General features: G+C 69.1%; 14 protein-coding genes and 1 pseudogene. 10 read left to right on the forward strand and 5 right to left on the reverse strand.

Going from position 1 to position 17697, the window contains the following annotated elements:
- The first annotated feature begins 5 nt into the window (after positions 1 to 5).
- From QA861_RS29115 to QA861_RS29140, 6 genes are all read left to right on the forward strand, one after another.
- Positions 6 to 620 carry a TetR/AcrR family transcriptional regulator gene (locus QA861_RS29115; protein WP_334591654.1) on the forward strand — a complete coding sequence of 205 codons (615 nt, stop codon included), beginning with the start codon at positions 6 to 8 and terminating at the stop codon, positions 618 to 620.
- A gap of 106 nt (positions 621 to 726) precedes the next feature.
- The gene (locus tag QA861_RS29120) at positions 727 to 4257 is read left to right on the forward strand and encodes an indolepyruvate ferredoxin oxidoreductase family protein (protein WP_334591655.1); all 3531 of its coding nucleotides are present in this window, start codon (positions 727 to 729) and stop codon (positions 4255 to 4257) included.
- 1046 nt (positions 4258 to 5303) lie between these two features.
- Positions 5304 to 5846 carry a hypothetical protein gene (locus QA861_RS29125; protein WP_334591656.1) on the forward strand — a complete coding sequence of 181 codons (543 nt, stop codon included), beginning with the start codon at positions 5304 to 5306 and terminating at the stop codon, positions 5844 to 5846.
- A gap of 66 nt (positions 5847 to 5912) precedes the next feature.
- A complete protein-coding gene (locus QA861_RS29130) occupies positions 5913 to 6542 on the forward strand; it encodes a hypothetical protein (protein WP_334591658.1) in 630 nt (209 codons plus the stop codon).
- A gap of 617 nt (positions 6543 to 7159) precedes the next feature.
- Complete coding sequence (locus QA861_RS29135; RefSeq protein ID WP_334594874.1) at positions 7160 to 7954, forward strand: glycosyltransferase family 2 protein; 795 nt, start codon at positions 7160 to 7162, stop codon at positions 7952 to 7954.
- A 436-nt stretch (positions 7955 to 8390) separates the two neighbouring features.
- Positions 8391 to 8780 carry a hypothetical protein gene (locus QA861_RS29140; protein WP_334591659.1) on the forward strand — a complete coding sequence of 130 codons (390 nt, stop codon included), beginning with the start codon at positions 8391 to 8393 and terminating at the stop codon, positions 8778 to 8780.
- Here QA861_RS29140 and QA861_RS29145 read toward each other — a convergent pair.
- On the reverse strand, positions 8734 to 9243 hold the full coding sequence (locus tag QA861_RS29145; protein ID WP_334591661.1) for a hypothetical protein: 510 nt from the start codon (positions 9241 to 9243) through the stop codon (positions 8734 to 8736). The two genes, QA861_RS29140 and QA861_RS29145, sit on opposite strands and share 47 nt — an antisense overlap.
- Positions 9244 to 9751: 508 nt before the next feature.
- The gene (locus QA861_RS29150; RefSeq protein ID WP_334591663.1) at positions 9752 to 10003 is read right to left on the reverse strand and encodes a hypothetical protein; all 252 of its coding nucleotides are present in this window, start codon (positions 10001 to 10003) and stop codon (positions 9752 to 9754) included.
- 56 nt (positions 10004 to 10059) lie between these two features.
- On the opposite strand from QA861_RS29150, the gene QA861_RS29155 reads away from it, so the two are divergent.
- A complete protein-coding gene (locus QA861_RS29155) occupies positions 10060 to 10977 on the forward strand; it encodes an IS5 family transposase (RefSeq protein WP_334591665.1) in 918 nt (305 codons plus the stop codon).
- On the opposite strand, the gene QA861_RS29160 is transcribed toward QA861_RS29155, so the two are convergent.
- Positions 10934 to 11461 carry a hypothetical protein gene (locus QA861_RS29160; RefSeq protein WP_334591667.1) on the reverse strand — a complete coding sequence of 176 codons (528 nt, stop codon included), beginning with the start codon at positions 11459 to 11461 and terminating at the stop codon, positions 10934 to 10936. The two genes, QA861_RS29155 and QA861_RS29160, sit on opposite strands and share 44 nt — an antisense overlap.
- Positions 11462 to 12443: 982 nt before the next feature.
- Here QA861_RS29160 and QA861_RS29165 point away from each other — a divergent pair.
- The 3 genes from QA861_RS29165 to QA861_RS29175 all read left to right on the forward strand — a co-directional run bounded on the left by QA861_RS29165 (position 12444) and on the right by QA861_RS29175 (position 14701).
- Positions 12444 to 12983: a hypothetical protein gene (locus QA861_RS29165; RefSeq protein WP_334591668.1), complete on the forward strand. Its 540-nt coding sequence runs from the start codon at positions 12444 to 12446 to the stop codon at positions 12981 to 12983.
- Positions 12984 to 13192: 209 nt separating this feature from the next.
- Complete coding sequence (locus QA861_RS29170; protein ID WP_334591669.1) at positions 13193 to 13798, forward strand: TetR/AcrR family transcriptional regulator; 606 nt, start codon at positions 13193 to 13195, stop codon at positions 13796 to 13798.
- Between the two features lie 15 nt (positions 13799 to 13813).
- Positions 13814 to 14701: a phytanoyl-CoA dioxygenase family protein gene (locus QA861_RS29175; protein ID WP_334591670.1), complete on the forward strand. Its 888-nt coding sequence runs from the start codon at positions 13814 to 13816 to the stop codon at positions 14699 to 14701.
- A 288-nt stretch (positions 14702 to 14989) separates the two neighbouring features.
- Here the strand turns inward: QA861_RS29175 and QA861_RS29180 are convergent.
- Positions 14990 to 15199 (reverse strand): annotated as a pseudogene (locus QA861_RS29180) (helix-turn-helix domain-containing protein); the annotation flags it as partial.
- 571 nt (positions 15200 to 15770) lie between these two features.
- Positions 15771 to 17375 (reverse strand): alpha/beta hydrolase, encoded by a 1605-nt coding sequence (locus QA861_RS29185; protein ID WP_334591671.1) that lies wholly within the window; start codon positions 17373 to 17375, stop codon positions 15771 to 15773.
- Positions 17376 to 17697: the final 322 nt, after the last annotated feature.

Below are 17697 nucleotides of genomic sequence, written 5' to 3' on the forward strand. Positions count from 1 at the left end.
CGTAGATGAAGAGGACGCGCATGCGCAGGGATCAGCGGTTGAACAACGCCAAGCTGATCCAGGCCGCCGCACAGCTTTTCGAGCGTTGCGAGCAGCCGATCAGCCTCGCCGACATCGCTCGGCAGGCGGATGTGTCGGTCGCGACGGCTTACCGGCACTTCGAGTCCGCAGACGACGCCCTCAGCGCCTACCGACGGGACATCGTGAGCAAGTTCCGCGATCACAGTCTCGAGCAGCCGAGCAACGGTCTGGCCCTGCTCGAGAGTGTCTGCGGCTTCTGGGTGGACCTCATCCTCGCCGAAGGCGCGGCGCTGGTGCACCGCCGGTCCTCGGAAGGGTTCCTCGCGCGGTACGAGGCCCAGGAGCCGTACTTGGAAGGCCAGGCGGAGGCCCTCGCCCGCCCCATCCGCGAACTCGTCGTGATCCTCGGAGTCAACGAGCTCGCCGGAGTCGAGGACGAGGCCGCCTTCCTGTGGAACGTCCTCTTCGACCCCCGGGAGATCTTCGACCTCCGGGACACACTCGCGCTGTCGCCCGCGCAGATCACGCACCGACTGGTGTCGGCGTTCCGCGGCGCACTGCTCGGCTGGGCGACCGCGCGGCTGACTGAACCCGTATGACGGCGAGGAAATCATCAGCGGGCTGGAGCATACCTGCCCCAGCCCTGAGGTCCGCGGCCGGACGTGGTCGACATACGTGCCACAGATTGTTGTCAGGGAGAGGACGATGACTGCATCCACCACCGAGACCGAGCAGCCGGCCGACCGAGGCTTCCATCTGGACGAACGCTATAGCCGCGAAGACGGCATCGTGCACCTCTCCGGAGTCCAGGCTCTCGTCCGTGTTCTCCTGGACCGGTCCAGGCGTGACCGCCGGAAGGGGCTGCACACCGCGACGTTCGTATCGGGGTACGAGGGATCACCACTCGCCGGCTACGACATCGAGTTGGGCCGACGCGGGGCGTTGTTGCACGAGCACGACATCGTCCACAAACCGGGTCTGAACGAGGAGCTCGCCGCGACCGCCGTCATGGGCAGCCAGTTGGCCGGCCAGATCGGCACCTCACGGTGCGACGGCGTCGTGGGCATCTGGTACGGCAAGTCCCCCGGCCTCGACCGCGCCTCCGACGCCCTCCGCCACGCGAACCTGGTGGGCACCGACCCCTCCGGCGGCGCTGTCGCGCTGGTCGGCGACGATCCGGGAGCCAAGTCGTCCAGCGTGCCGTGTGCCAGCGAGGCGACGCTCGCGGACCTGGCGATCCCGACGCTGTACCCGGCCGACGCCCAGGATGTCCTCGACTTCGGGCTCCACGCACAGCTCCTCTCCCGGTTCAGCGGCCTGTGGTCGGGCCTGAAGATCGCTACCGCGGTGGCGGACGCGGCGTCCACAGCCGTCGTGGCGCGCGATCGCATCACGATCACCGAGGGTGACGCGGGCCCCAGCCCGCACAAGCCGAGCTCGCTGCTCCTGGGCGCCAACCTCATGGCCCTCGAGCGCAGCCTGCACGACATACGTCTCCCCCGCGCCGTGGAATACGCCCGGCTCAACGGCCTCAACCGCGTGGTCCAGCGCGGGCCGTCGGACAGGATCGGCATCCTGACGTCCGGCAAGACCTATCTCGACGTCCGCGAGGCCCTCCGCACCATCGGTCTCACCGACAAGGACCTCGCACGGTACGGCATCAGGATCCTCAAGCTCGGCATGATCTTCCCCCTCGAACGCGACGCCGTCACCGAGTTCGCGGACGGCCTCGACCAGCTGGTCGTCGTCGAGGAGAAGCGGCCCTTCCTCGAAGCCGCCGTCAAGGAGATCCTCTACAGCCGCCCCAACGCCCCGTTCGTCCACGGCAAACAGGACCAGGACGGGCAGTCGCTGTTCAGCCGCTCAGGAGAGCTCGACGCGGACAGCATCGCCACCGGACTGTCCAGGGTGCTCTCACCACTCGGCATCGAAGCCGCCCGCGCCTGGCGTCAGCGGCCCAGGGCCCGTACGGCGTTGTCGCTGCCGCTCCTGGCACGCAGCCCCTACTACTGCTCGGGGTGTCCGCACAACACCTCGACCACCGCCGGCGGGGACTCACTGGTCGGCGCTGGGATCGGCTGCCACTCGATGGTCGTGTTCATGGATCCCGCACAGGTCGGCTCGGTCGTCGGCATGACCCAGATGGGCGGGGAAGGGGCTCAGTGGATCGGGATGGAGCCGTTCGTCGACGCCGACCACTTCGTGCAGAACATCGGTGACGGCACTTTCATGCATTCGGGCAGCCTGGCCGTGCGGGCGGCGATCGCCGCGGGGGTGAACGTCACGTTCAAGCTGCTCTACAACGGAACGGTCGCCATGACCGGCGGCCAGGACGCCGTCGGCGCCCTGCCGGTCGACCGGCTCGCCGCCACGCTCCTCGACGAAGGCGTCGCCAAGGTGATCATCACGACCGAGGACAGGGCCCGCATCCCCCGGGCCCGGCTTCCGAAGTCGGTGAAGGTTCTCGACCGGGCCGAGATCGAGGAGGCGCTGGCGGAGCTGAAGGCCACTGCCGGTGTCACCGTCCTCATCCATGACCAGGAATGCGCCGCCGAGAAACGGCGTGCGCGTCGGCGCGGCAAGGCCGAGGCGCCGACGACGCGCGTGTGGATCAACGAGCGCATCTGCGAGGGTTGCGGTGACTGCGGCCGCAAGTCGAACTGCCTGTCGGTTCACCCGGTCCCGACCGAGTTCGGCCGCAAGACCAGGATCGACCAGTCCTCGTGCAACCTGGACTACTCGTGCCTCGACGGCGACTGCCCGGCGTTCATGACCATCACACCCGCAGGCAAGCCGAAGCGCGCCGAGCTTCCCGCCCTGGGGGCCACCGACATCGCCGACCCTGCCCGCGCGGCCGGCGCCGACTCCTTCGGCATGCGGATCACCGGGATCGGGGGAACCGGCATCGTCACCATCTCGCAGGTGCTGGCGACCGCGGCCGTCATCGACGGCCGCCACGCCCGCAGCCTCGACCAGACCGGACTGGCCCAGAAGGGCGGCGCGGTCGTCTCCGACATCAAGATCACCGAGGGTGTCGTCGAACAGGGCGCCAAGATCGCCGAGGGGCAGTGCGACCTCTACCTCGCGTGCGATCCGCTCGTCGCGACCGACCCGAAGTACCTCTCCGTCGCCTCCGCGGACCGCACCGTCGCCGTCATGACCACGACCGAGATACCCACCGGGCAGATGGTGGTCGACACCGCCGTCAGCTTCCCGGCTCCCGATGTCGTACGTCATGCCGTCCACGACGCGATGCGCCAGCTCATCGCTCTGGACTCCGGCGCGCTGGCCGAGCAGCTGTTCGGCGACGAGCAGTACGCCAACATGCTCCTGGTGGGCGCCGCTTACCAGATCGGGCTGCTGCCGATGTCGGCTTCAGCCATCGAAGAGGCCATCACCCTGAACGCAGTCGCCGTGGAACGCAATGTGCAGGCCTTCCGGCGAGGCCGCCAGGCGGTCGCCGACCCCGAGGCCCTGAGTGCCGCGCTGGCCGACCCGACGCTCCCGGACGTGGAACTGCGGCTGCCCGCGGGGACCACCGAACTCGTGGCGTTCGTCACCGATGATGAGGAATCGGAGCTGCATCGCCTCATCACCGTGCGTGTGGCCGACCTCATCGACTACCAGGACAGGCGCTACGCCCGCGCCTACGTCGACTTCGTCCAGACGGTGGCGGCCACGGAGCGCGCTGCCGCCGACGGCTCGACCGAGCTGACCGAGGCTGTCGCCCGCTGCCTCCACAAGCTCATGGCCTACAAGGACGAGTACGAGGTTGCACGACTCGCCATCGACCCGGCCGTGGACGACCGCATCACCGCGGCATTCGGAAGCGGGAGCCGACGCTCCTACCGTCTGCATCCGCCCGTCCTGCGAACCCTCGGCATGGAAAGGAAGGTCGCTCTCGGAAGCTGGTTCCGCCCGGTCCTCAAACTGCTGCGTGGGCTGCGGCGCGTTCGAGGAACCCGCCTCGATGTGTTCGGACTCCAGCACATGCGACGCATCGAGCGCGATCTCATCGCCGAGTACCGGGGGTCGATCAACACCGCGCTCGCTCTCCTGAACGAGGAAAACCTGGCCGAAGTCCGCCGACTCGCGGAACTGCCCGATGCGGTCCGTGGATACGAAGGCGTCAAACTCGCGGCCATTGAACGCTACCAGGCCGAGCAGGCGCGCATACTCGGCGAGTTGCGGGAGAGCGCGGACCCCGTCCCGACGGAAGCCGGGCAGGGCCGTTGAACTCGATGTGAGGCAGGCCGTCTCGCGGGAGCCATCGGCTCAGGGAGTACAGCCGTCCGGACCGGAGGCTCGCCCACAGGTCCGTTGCCCCGCCCCGGACGCGCGCATGGTGAAACTGACACCATGCCGGTTCGGTACGGGACGCGGTCGGCATGATTGGCCACTCCAACGAGACGCCCAGTTGGTCGGTTCCGTGATCGCCCGCCGTGCGGCTACTTCATTCCCGTGGTAGCGGTTCCCTTGACGAGGTAGCGCTGGCCGACCAAGAGGAAGACGAAGGCCGGGATCAGCCTGATGTCGACAGGGGCTCCTCACCTCTCACAAACAGGGGCAACGCGCCGGAAATACAGGCACCTGCCCTGCGCATGTCTCCTTGCCGTGGGCCACCTGGACCGCATAAGACGCGATCTACAACCTGTGCCAAGTCGTACCACCGGGACGCTCCCGCCATTGATGCCCGACATCCCGATCCGCCTCGCAAGATCCGGACCAGACGCGGGCCAACTCCGCTCCTCACCAAGCGATTTCATTCATTTCCGCAGGTCAGAAGTACATCTGACCGTGTACCACCAACAGACGAAGAACCTTCTGGTGTCGTACTCACCGAAGAAGCTGGGCTTCTTCTAAGGGCCCGAAAAAAGGCGCCTGAGCTGGGCTTTTGTCCGCCAGGCGCCTTCCTCTCGGCCCACCCAGTGCAAAAACCGCGCTGCTCGACTACCGCTTCGCGTCGCCGACCCCGATCCGGCGCAGCAGCCTCGGCCCCGTCCAGGTCCACGTCGCCTTCGACGCCCAGCAGCGTCCGCGGATCCGCACCGGCTACATCGGCGTCTTCATCGACCTGCTCACGCACGGCGGCTTCCTACTCGACCCCGCCACCGGCGAATGCCACTGCCGGACACCCTCACCCCCGAGCAGGCCAAGCGCCGACTGGTCACGAGCCTGCAGGGCCTGCGGCACCGCGGTTTCCACATCACCGTGCACTCCGACGACGGCCCCCGCTCCCGCCCGCCCCTTCCACCTGTCAACTCGCGCCAGGGGAGGGGCCGATGAGCCCCACCGACGACGCCGACATCCACACCCAGCTCCCCACCTGGCAGCGCCGTATCCAGCAGACCGCCGCCGGCCTGGCCACACCCCAGACCGGCAGCCCGCAGGCGGCTCTGGCGCCGCTGCTGCAGCAGCTCGTCTCCGTGTACAACCTGTCCTCCGGCCTGATGGGCGAGATACGCCGGTCAGCCGACAGCCCCCTCGCCACCACCGACGCAGGACGCACCTACCTAGTCCAGCTTGCCTCCGCGCTCGAACACACCAACCGGACAGCCGCCCATCTGAGCACGGCGGTGACCGGCCTCACCGACGCCCACCGGCTCACGCCCCGCCCCGGCATCGCCACCCCGGCCGAGACCCGGCTGAACGTCACGCTCGGCCACGCCGCCGCTCTGCGCAGCCTGAAGCGTGCACTGGCCGCCGTCACCGGCCGACTCACTGACACTCCGCCCGGCCAGGGGGCGGCCCCGGCGCCTGCTGTCGTCGAGCAGCCCCGGCGGGCCGTCGAGAGCAGTACCCGCCCAGTACGCCGCCGCCCCTGAGCCCGAAGCCCGCCACCCGCCGCCGGGGGCTGTGCCACCGCCGTCGACGCCACCTCCACCAGCACCGTGACCACCCCGGCCGACGTGTTGCGTACGGCAGTCGCCGGCAGCTTCACCACCGATTCCGACCACGCCGACCAGGAACCCTCCATGCAGCATGCCGACTTCGAGTTGTGCGACAACGCCGGCCGCGACGCCGACCAGATCGCCGCCGCGCGCTACGGCTTCGCCACCAAAGGCGATCTGCTGCGCTGGGCACGGCGGGACGCCGAGCCGTTCCTCACCGAACACCCGCTGCCCACCGGGCCCCTGCCGAACCCGGAACTGGCCCCGTACCTCGACGCGCTCGCAGCCGCCGAGACTCCCGCGCAGGCCAGTGCCGTCACCCAGCGTCTGCTGGATGCCGCCGAACCCGTGCTCAGAGCGGTGAGCGACTACCTGGATGCCGCCGCCCGCTGGCGCGACCAGCACCGCGGAGCGGAGAAGGGTTCCCCCTCCAAGCTGCTGATGGAGGCGGCCAGCCGCAGTCTGTCCGTGCTGGCCCTCGCGGACGAAGCCGACCTGACGATCCTGCGCGCCGAGTACGGTCCCGCCCCTGCACCGGCCCTTGCGCCGCCGGGCCCGTCCCCAGCCGCGTCCGGCCTTCCTCCCGCTTCGCCGCCGCAGCCGCCCACCGGCCCTGCCTGCAGCCGGTAACCCCGACTCCTCGGAGAACCCTCCTGTCGACCCGCTCCTTCATCGCCCGCCCCACCGAGACCGGCTACGACGGCATATACGTCCACCTCGACGGCCGACCGAGCGAGAAACTCCCTCTGCTCCTCGCCGCCTTCCAGCACCGGTTCGCCCGTGACATCCAGACCATGGCACAGCATCTCGTGGACGGCGTCACCGTCGGCTGGGACGAGCTGGGCACCGACCTCCTCGACGGCGCCCCACCCGAGATCGTCGCCGCGCTGACCGGCGGCGAACACTGGCCCAGCCAAACCCTGGACGACATGATCACCCCGGACCGCTCGCCGCCGGTCCGTATGACCGTCACCGCGCAGACCGCCGCCCACCAGGACGTGCAATGGGGCTACGTCCTGCGCAACAGCGGCATCGAAGTGATCAGCGCGCCCCATGCCGGTGCCGGTCCCCTCGTCGGCCGGGACACCGACCCCCGCACCCGCTTCAGCAACCACCCGGCGCACTGGCCCGCCCCAGCCAACGCACCGGTCAGCGCCGACTCCCGCACCGCCCGGGCACGTCCCTCACAGCCCCGCGCCGTTGAACCCTCCCGCCCGCGCTCCACGGAGTCTGCCCTGCCCACGCCCCTGATCACGGTCGTCATCGCGACCCGCCTGCACACCAACCGCCTCGCCCGCCTGACCGCCATGCACTCCAGCCTCACTCGCCAGAACGTCGCGTGGGAGGCGGTGATCGCGCTCGACGGCGCGGATCCCGCGCGTCTGCCGGCGCCGCTCGCCGACGACCCGCGCGTCCGCGTCCTCGCGCTGCCCCGGCCGGTCGGAGCCGCCTGCGCCCGCAACCTCGCCCTGAACGAGGTGCGCACCGAGTACGTCAACTGGGCCGACGATGACGACGAGTTCACCGACGACGCCATGACCGTACGGCTGCACACCCTGGAGACCACGGGCGTCGGCTGGTGCGCGGGACACAGCCAGGATCTTCACCCGGACGGTTCGACCTCCCTGTGGCACTGCCCGACACCACCCGGCCAGCACGCGGCCGGAGACGTGTGGACCTACTGGAAGCGGCCCGAGGACACCATCCCGATCGGTCCGACCACGATCCTCGCGCGCACCGATCTCGTACGCGCAGCCCCGATGGGCGGGCTCGTCCAGGGCGAGGACTACATGGCCGCGATCGGCGTCACCTGCCTCGCGCCCGGCATCCTGCTGCCCGTCCCGGTCTACCGCTACCGCAAACACCGAGACCAGATGACCCGCCAGGACTCCTACGACGTCCTGGAAGCACGTGCTCGGCGGCATGCCTGGAACTTCGGGCGCAGCCTGCGCGCTGTTCTCACCCGCCCAGATCTTGTAGGTTCCGCGATTCCGTGGACATTTCCGCGTGATCATGGGCACCGTTTGGACACTTCCGCGTGATCATGGGCAGCGGTAACGCTCGGTAGCGAGCGCGGTGATGGTACCGGGATGCCCAACGCGCCGCTTGCCAGCTCCTCACTCTCGGCATCCCCCGGACGACCTGTCGAGGGGGCAGCGGGTGCTCAGGCGTCAGAGTCGACTTCGGGGTGCGTGAACCGCCAGCCGCCCGGCGAACCCGAGCCCGCACCCGCCCCGGCCCGACGTCCGCTCGCCCCCGGCGGCCTTACCTTCTCAGACCCGGACCGCCATATCTGAGCGCTACCACCACGGGTTGCGCCACGTCCAGGACCACCTCACCACCTAGCCCCACCGCCCGGTGTGCCAGCACCTCCACCTGGACAGTGGTCGTAGCCGGCCCGGCTCCCGCCTCGGATACCGTGTTCCTCTACGGGGTGCCATAACGGATGTGACGCCCCCCACCGGAGGTAGTCAGCGTATGAGTTCAAAGCGCAGCAAGAATCCAGCCCTGCCCGTACTTGACGACGCATTCCGACTCGCGTCGGTCAAGGACTCCGAAGAGTCCACCCGTGACTTGGCCGCGCGGCTGGCCACCACCGAGCTGCGCCGCGTTTCCCACCCGGGCCGGGTCACCTGGGAGCCCACCGATGAGGCCGAGCCCGTACCGGTCCCGCCGACTGTGGTCGACGGTGACGGGGATCTGTGGCTGCGGGACCGGGGCACTGGCACCTGGACCATGCCCGAGTTCAACCCGAAGGACTTCCCGGCCCGCTGTGGCGAGGTTCTGACGTGGAACCAGCTTGCCCGCGAGTTCGGCCCGCTTACCGCACTGGCCGACGACCGCCGCATCGGCGGCGGCCGGCGCTGACCGCGCAGCCTTCTGGGATGACCACGCCCCTGAAGCGCCCGTTACGGGTAGCTGGGAGCTCCAGCTCACCGCCGAGCTCGACGATCAGAGCGTGCTCGCCCATGCCGCAGGTCGCGTTGACCGCGGTGGCCAGCAGTTCGGCGATCACCCCGGCAGGCGGGATGGCCGTTGCCGGTCGGGTACGGGGCGATCGCCTGGTCGACGAACTCCAGCAGGGCGCCCAGGTCTTGGCCCACCTGCGGAGTATCCCGGCTGCCAGGGCCTGCCGGTGCGCCGGCGGGATGGGCCGGGCCACCGGACGCTGTGTGATCTGGCCAAGGTAGTCGGCGACCCAGTCCGCGGCGGCTGCCAGTTCGTCGCGGAACACCTTCGGGTGCACAGTCAGCGGCCCGGTGCCGCCACCGGACTCCAGCTGAGCCGAGGGCAGGCGGAGCGGGCGGCTGGTCTTCGGCGGTGTCGGCATCGCCCGGCCGCCCTTTCGCTCAGGAAGCCGGCCGGACGGCCATGATCCAGAACGACTGCCGCCTGCGCCGGTCACGGTCCTGGCTCAGCCCGGACCCACCGGCCTGATTCCGGAGCCCGACGAACCGGAGGCCGATAACGAAGCCCGAACGCCCCCGGCCCGGTGCCCCGGAGACGACCGACACCGACCACACACTGTCACCTGATGGCCGCCCACCCGGAGCCGTCGTGGCCACCAGCCCGCACCGCACTGGCCGCCAGCCGGGAAGATCCGCTGGCCACTGACAGGTCACGCAGGGCTAGCACCGAAGGCAGCGCACTGCGACCTTCTGCTCATGATCGGCCCCCGCGAGCAGTGTCCGCGCCGTGCGGAAACGTCATCTCCGCAGGAGCCAGTGCTCACGAAGACGCGGTCCCTATAGATCTCGAGGATCCGCAGCTTCGTGAGCAATTCCGCGTGATCATGGGCACCGTCCGAGCAAATCCGGCGATCAGGAGCACCAGCGACTTCAGTAGTTGCCGGTTGTGTGGTGGCTGGCCGTCATGGCGGCGGCGAGTTGCCCAACGGGGTCGCCGTCGACCTGATGTTGGGATTGCTGCGTCGGCCAAGTCGAGAATCCGTCATCCGGCCAGCGGGGAACCACATGAAAATGGAGATGCGCCACCGACTGCTCTGAGTAGCTGTTGTCGTACCGATCTTGGGGTTTGTCGGTCGAACGGGAGTCCTGATTGGGTGATCGCGGGGTGATCGGCGCATACAAGTAGGGCCTCCTGAACAGCTCGTTGGTGTCGAATCACCGAGTAGCAGGAGGCCCTGGTGTCGCAGTCTTGCGTGCCGGTGTCCCGGCAGTCCAGCTTGGTCACCCGGGAGTGCGACTGCCTGGCTCACCGGTTCGGGAACGCCGTCGACAACCCGATGCGTGTGAGCCGGTATCCGACCGACATGACGGACGCCGAGTGGGCCGTGGTGCGCCCGCTGCTGCCGGTGCCGGGCTGGCTGCGTGGCCGCGGCGGACAGCCGGAGGCGTACTGCCACCGGCAGATGTTGGACGCGATCCGCTATCTCGTGGACAACGGCGTCAAGTGGCGTGCGATGCCGGGCGACTTCCCGCCGTGGGACCGTGTCTACGCGTTCTTCCGCCGCTGGCGTGATCACGCGCTGGTGAAGGAGTTCCACGACCGACTGCGCGCGAAGGTCCGGATGCGGGCGGGGCGGGACGCGGAGCCGACAGCCGGAGTGATCGACTCGCAGTCCGTGACAGCGGATGCCGTCGTCGGCGCCGACAGCCGCGGCTACGACGGCGGCAAACTGATCAACGGGCGCAAGCGGCACGTCGTGGTCGACACGCTCGGCCTGCTGCTGGGCGTGATGGTCACCGCCGCGGACACCGGCGACCGCACCGCCGCTCAGGTCCTCCTGCGACAAGTCGCTGACGCGCACCACCGCCTCGCCCTCGTCTGGGCGGACGGCGGCTACACCCGCAGCCTCATCGGCCACTGCCTGGCCACGCTCGCCCTGGTCCTGGCGATCGTCAAGCGCAGCGACGACATGCGCGGCTTCGTGGTGCTGCCCAAGCGGTGGATCGTCGAGCGCCTCTTCGCCCACCTGATGCGCACCCGCCGCCTGGCACGCGACTATGAGCGCCGCACCGCCAGCGCCGAGGCGATGATCTACTGGTCGATGATCGGGCTCATGACCCGCCGCCTGGCCCGCCCAAATCCTTCGCGAGGGTGAACCGGCCCGGCGCGGGCTCGGCCAGCCAGCCACGCGCGACCAGGCGTTTCGCCTTCGACCGCAGCGCCTCCACCCGCGCCGGCACCACCTCCATGCCGAATACAGCGGCCATCTTCTGGCAGGTCAGCGGCCCTTGATGCAGCCGGACCCGCTCCGCGAGCGACTGCAGGATGCGCTGGTAGTCCACCGACAGCACCGACCAGGCCAGCCCTTCACGCCACACCGGCACCTGCGATCTCGGCTTCGCCACAACCCCGGGCGCCGACTGTGCGTCCGTATCCTGCCGATCCTCGGTGGCCTCCGTGTCGGCGCTGTCCGGAGCCAGGACAGCGTCGACCCGCCTGCGGGCGATCGCCCACTCCTGCCATTCCTCCTCGGCCACGGCGAGTTCAACCTGGATACGGTCGGCCTCCTCACGCAGCCCGTCGACCCGACGGCGAGCAGCGAGCTCGTGCTGTTCCAGCAGTCCGACGACCGACGGCATCCGCAACCTCCCGGCAAGCGACGACACGACAGGTCACCACTCCCGCAGAATCACCGACCCCACCCCCGACCAGCGAAAACGCCGCCCTCAAGACCGGAAAGACAACAACCACTGAGGACTCGCATAACGGGAGGCGTGGATGCTCGATGGGGTAGACCTTGGAGTTCACGTCCCCCGTGGATCGCCAGTTCCATGTACATGCGCCATCTTCAAAACCACTGGTCAGGCGGTCTTCCGTGACGGGCGGTGGTGATCTCGCTGGACCGGCCGGGCTTGGCCGCGGAGATCCAGATCAAGTTGCCCTTCTCATCGGTCAGCGCGAGAAACAGCAGGCCATGAGCCTTGTGCTTGCCTGAGTGTGCGCCGTGAGGCGCTCGTTGTTCGAGTGGAGGTGAAAGACCACCACCATCGTCCTGTCGCAGCAGGGCGGTTGAAGCTGGGGCAGCCTGAACCGGGAGGTGCCGGGGGCGGCGGGAAGCAGCCCCGACAAAGCCGGGACGTGCCAGTACTGCCAGATGGTGCGGGTCCGGCAAGCGAGACGGAGAGGAGTACGCGAGGAACCGGCGTCTACGCCTCCTTAAGGCACGCCAGCTCGAACCTGGTGGATCTGGGCTGGATGCGGGTGCGTCCCTGCTGGATATTCGGCTGGCGGGGAACTCCCCGAGCGATCTGTTGCGGTCGTGCGGGGAGGCCACGGTGAAGTGCTGCGGGGTAGCCGTGGCGAGGCCGCAGGGGTATAGCCGGGCTCCTACTTCGACGATCGAACAGCGAGTGAACACGGGAACCGTCCCGGTCCCGCCCTCAAACCGCGCCTCCAGCACGGCGGATGGGCTGGGGCCATCGTCGGCCGATCGGGCCGGGACGGGGCGGAGCCGCCGTAGTACTCCGAGCCGGGGAGAGCCCGGCACATGGGGAAGGGCGGCAGCGGTTTCGAGAAGAGAGCGCCAACACCAGCCCCGGCTGGGGCGACGACAAGCCGGACGTGATCTGGGACTGCGACCACGGCAAGACCGACATGTGCCAGTACCACGAGGTGAACGCCTGGACCGCGCTAGGCAAGCGCCGCCAGGTCTCCAACGTGATCAACAACTGCGCCAGCAACCGGGACCTGACCCTCACCCGCACCGACACCAACACCAACACCAACACCATGAGCACCCAGTACTCCTTCGAGCAGTCGACGTCCGTGGAGGTGTCCGTCGGGTTCGAGGACAAGCTCGTGGCGGGGGTGAAGGCGAGCTCCTCGCAGTCCGAGACCTGGACCGTGGGCAGCACCCGCACCGCGACCGAGACCCACACCTCGACCATCCCGGCCGGCCAGCGGGGCGCCTGGTGGTTCGCCCCGTACGTCCACCACTCCCAGGGCTGGCTGGAGGTCCACTACGGCAAGCGCAAGCAAGGCCGCTACTTCTGGTACTACCCCGGCCAGGGCTCCACGGGCGTGCACGTCGACACCCCCGTCTACCTGAAGGGCAACGGCGAACTGAAGGGCCAGTTCTACTGGGCGACCTGGAAGTGCTGACCCAATGACCCACCGTGGGGCGGATGCTGTGTGGCCTGTGCGGGACCGACCGTATGGTTCCGTTCGGCGTCCGTGAGCCCAACGGCACACGGGAGCGCGCGGAGAAGTCGTCCGACGCGCTCCTCCGTGTTCCGACCCGTGATCTCCTCTGGGGCAAGGGCGACCCGCCCCGTGGACAATTGAGTTGAGCTCAACTTATACTGGGCCTCATGGCCGAACCGAGGACGTCACGATCCGCGAGCTCGCGGGAGAAGCTGCTGCGCGCCGCGGCCGAAGAGCTCGCCGCCACCGGCGAGCTGGAGGTGGCCGCGGTAACGCGCAGGGCCGGGGTGAGCACAGGTCTGCCCTACCGGTATTTCGGCACCCGCAGCGGTCTGCTGATCGCGGTGCTGGACGACTTCTACCAGCGGCTCGGTGCGGCTGCGGCCCTGCGCGAGTACGACTGCACCACCTGGGCCGAGCGGGAACAGCAACGGATTCGCGACTGGGTGGCCTTCCTGTACGCCGAGCCTCTGGCGCCCGTTCTGCTGGGAGGGCTGACCGGCGACGCGGAGGTCGCCACGGCCAACACCCGTCAACTGCACACGCTCATCGAACTCGGCGCACGCAACATGGCGCACGCCCAGCACGCCGGCGAACTCCCGGCCGCCCGCGACCCGGAATTCCTCGCCGCGGCCACACTCGGCGGCACTCACGCCGTGATCTCCACGGCCCTCACCCGCACCCCGCGTCCGCCGTCCGAGGACCTCGTCGCCCAACTGTGGGCCTTCGTCTCCGGCGCCGTGGGACTGATCCCACCACCGTCCCTCTCCTGAGGAGAGCACAACACCATGTCTCACAAGCCCGCCCCTGCCCCCGGCAACAACCGCGTGGACACCATCGACTCGCTCGACGGCCTCCATGCCGACCTGGCTCGACGGCACAGGTCCACACAAAGCAGTGGAGCCACAGTCCCCGACGCTGTGGTCGACGCCGACCTCGCCGCGCTGCAGCGCGACGGACACGTCATCCTGGACAACCTCCTCACCGAAGCCGAGTGCGAGGAAATCCGGGCAGCCGTGGTGCCCCTGCTGAACAACACCGGACGCAACACCTTCGAGGGCCACCTGACCCAGCGCGTCTACAGCGTCCTCAACAAGACCCGGGCCTGTGACCGCATGGTCGACCACCCGAGAGTACTGGCCCTGCTGGACCGGCTGCTGCTGCCCAACTACCTGCTCTCCCAACTCCAGGTCATCAACATCCTCCCCGGCGAGGACGCCCAGCTGCTGCACCACGACGACGGCATGTACCCCCTGCCCCGCCCCCGGCCGCCGCTCAGCGCCGCCACGGTGTGGTCCATCGACGCCTTCACCCAGGAAAACGGGGCCACCGTGGTCCTGCCGGACAGCCACCGCTGGGACGACAGTCGCCAACCGGCCGACGACGACGCCCGGGTGCAGGCCGTCATGCCGCCCGGCTCGTGCGTCTTCTTCGTCGGCACCCTGTGGCACGGGGGCGGCGCCAACGCGTCCGACCGTGCCCGCCTGGCGGTTACGGCCCAGTACTGCGAGCCATGGCTGCGGCCGCAGGAGGCGTTCAACCTCTCCACCACCCGGGACACCGTCCGAGTGGTGTCCGAGGACATCCGCCGGATGCTCGGCTACAGCATCCATCCGCCCTTCGTCGGGATGGTCGAGGGCATGCACCCCAAGCGCCTGCTCGACACCCCGTCCTGAGTACGCGTCACAGGGCCCGGCGGGCTTCCGGACATTCGGCAGGGCGGCGGTACGTACGGTCGCGGCCCCGGCTCGGATGTGCTCCATTGGCCATCTCGTCGCGTTTCAGCGTGAGGCCGACCTGCCGCCTGGCCTCACCGAGGGACTCAATGCCGCCAAGGTGTCACCTGACCAGACTCAGCGACGCGGGCGGGCGCGGGATTCAGGCGCTGTGGTGTGACGCCGCTCGGCCGATCACGTAGGCCCCACACGTCTTGTCGACAGGCGGCTGTCCGGCATGGACGTGGGTCACGGGTGGGCCGGGAGCCAGCGCTGCTGGACGGCGCGTACGCCGGCCTCGAAGCGGCTGCGCGCGCCGAGACGGTCCATCAGTTCGAAGGCGATGCGGCGGGCGGTGCGGTGGGACACTCCGAGGCGCTTGGCGATGGCCTCGTCGGTGTGGCCCTCGGCGAGCAGGCGCAGGGCGGTGGCCTGCTGGCCGGTGAGGCCGTGCGCGTCGGTGGGGACGAACTGGCCGAGTGGGCTGGGCGGGGGTGGCCGCGGCCCAGGTCATCTCGGAGACCCAGACGCCCTGCCCGCCGCCTTTCGAAGCCGTGCCCACAGCGTGCCCATAAGAGCGGAGAACCGCGGTCAACAGCCGGCGACCATGCGCTGCCGGGCACCAGCCAAGAGAGCATATGCCCAGGTCAGAAGCCATGTGCCTGCCCAAGCGCCATGGCTTCCCAAGCTGAGGCTGCGAGTTGATTCTCGTCATCTGCTCCATGCGAAACCCCCAGGTCAATGACCCGGGGGTTCTTTGTTGTCTAGACCGATGGGCGGGGCGGGCACCACATCCGCACCATAAGGGCGCGGCTAGCTGCCCGTGGGCTTGGCGGAACGGGCCGCTGACGGTCGCCACAACGCGGAGTGTCGGCGGCCTCTGAACCCGGACCCTTCAGGGTTGGTGAGTTCTGTCCCCGTCTATGACTCTGCTGCGCGATTCGCTGCGGTGGTGGGGCGTGGTCCGCGGTGATCGTTCCTGAAGGGCCGGATCCGCCCGTCGCTCAGGACCGGCTCGGATCAGACCGCGTCACGCCGTTGGCCGGTACGGCCCCGTGCTCAGCTTCTCGGGCAGCGGGTCGGTGAGGCCGCCGCTCGGCGACTGCCGCTTGGCGGAGGGCTCGGTCGGCCAGACCGCGGGGCAGTGGGTGCCCTTGCGGGGGGTCTTCAGGGTGAGGAGGTAGGTGTCGATGGCGTCACGCGCGCACGGGCTCCGATAGTAGACGGCGTGGCCGACACCGTCGTACGTGAGGAGCACCGCCTCGCGGCCGATCTGGCGGGCCGCGTTGGAGGCCCACTCGTACGGCGTCGCCGGGTCGAAACGGCTGTTGACCATCAGGATCGGCGGGGTCCCGTCGACGTGGAGCCGGCGCGGCGGATTGGTCACCTCGGTCGGCCAGTTCTGGCAGCCGGTCTGGACCGTCCAGCCGATGGGGCTGACGCGGGTGACGGGGGCGAGGCGGACGAGCTCACGTTCGAAGCCCGCGAGGGTGGCGTACGCGGGAACGTCGAAGTCGTAGTCCTGGCACACCACCGAGAAGAACGGGTAGTCCGTCGGCTCGCCGTACTTCGGGAGCGACCGTGCCGTCGCCGGCGCTGCGGCGTCCATGTCGGCGAGATCCTTCGCCAACTGGAACCAGGTGGACGGCCTGTACAGGGGGCCCACGATGAGGCTCTGGACCTCCTGGGGAGTGACCGTGTGGGGCGGGTCCCCCGGAAGGACCAGCTCACCGGCGTCCGCGCGTTTGTAGAGCGACCCGAACAGGGCGCGGGCGTCCTGGTCGTGGAGCGCGCAGGACGGCGTACGGGCGCACCAGTCGGCGAACTGGCCGTACGCCTCCTCCAATGCCCTGGTCTCGGTCTTCTGGAAGTCCCACATGCCCAGGCTGTGGTCCATGTTGGAGTCGAGGGTCATCGCGCGGACGCGGTGCGGATAGCGCTCGGCGTACTGCTGGCCCAGCAAGGTGCCGTAGGAGATGCCGTAGTAGCTGATCCGCTGCTCGCCGAGTCCGGCGCGGATCGCGTCCATGTCGCGGACGACGCTGCCGGTGTCCATGTGGTCGACGAGCGGCCCGGTCAGGTCGCGGCAGTTCTCGCCGAGCGCGCGGTTCGCCTCGCGGAGGTCGTCGAAGGAGGAGTCGCTGTCCGGGTAGAGCAACTCACCCTGGGCCGTCAGCAGGTCCGTGTCGCACATCACCGGGTTGCTGCGGCCGACGCCGCGTGGGTCGAAGCCCACGATGTCGAACCGCTTCAGCAGTTCGGGCGAGAAGGAGTCGGGAGCGTCGAGCGCGAAGTCCACACCGGAGCCGCCCGGGCCACCGGGGTTGATCAGCAGCGAGCCGATCCGGCGCTCGGGGTCGGTGGCCAGGTGACGGGCGAGGGCCAGGTCGATGGTGGCGCCGTGGGGTCGGTTCCAATCCACGGGCACCTTGAGAGTGGCGCACTCGAAGGTGCCCTGGCCGGTGGGTGATTCACAGGGTTTCCAGGCTATGCGCCCGGGCGACGCGGGCTTGGCCGAGGGGGTGGCGACGGCGGTCCCGGTGAGCAACTGGCCGAACAGTGCGGTGACCAGGGCTCCGACAGCCAGTCGTCTGCGCGCTCTCGAGCGCGGGGTCGGTGGGGGGTTGGATGACACGGTTGTTCCTCCATGAATCAGGAGTCCAGGAGATGGATCACAGCATGGGCACAACATACTTGTAATTTCAAGCAAATTGATGATCAATCAGATAACGACGGGCTCAACTCCTTGTCCAGGGGCCCGGGATGTGGCGTCCGGGCCGGGGCGACACAGCGCGGCGGCCCGGACGAGTACCGAGGCGTCGGAGTCGTCGCCCGCTCGGGATCCCGTCCGCCGTCCGACCTCACCGGCCTCGCCGATGCCACGGGCCTGACCGGCGCGTTCGCAGACGCGCCGCGCAGGCTGCGATCGTGTGGCACCGGGCGCTGACCCGTGCGCA

The sequence above is a fragment of the Streptomyces sp. B21-083 genome, from assembly GCF_036898825.1.
Lineage (GTDB): Bacteria > Actinomycetota > Actinomycetes > Streptomycetales > Streptomycetaceae > Streptomyces.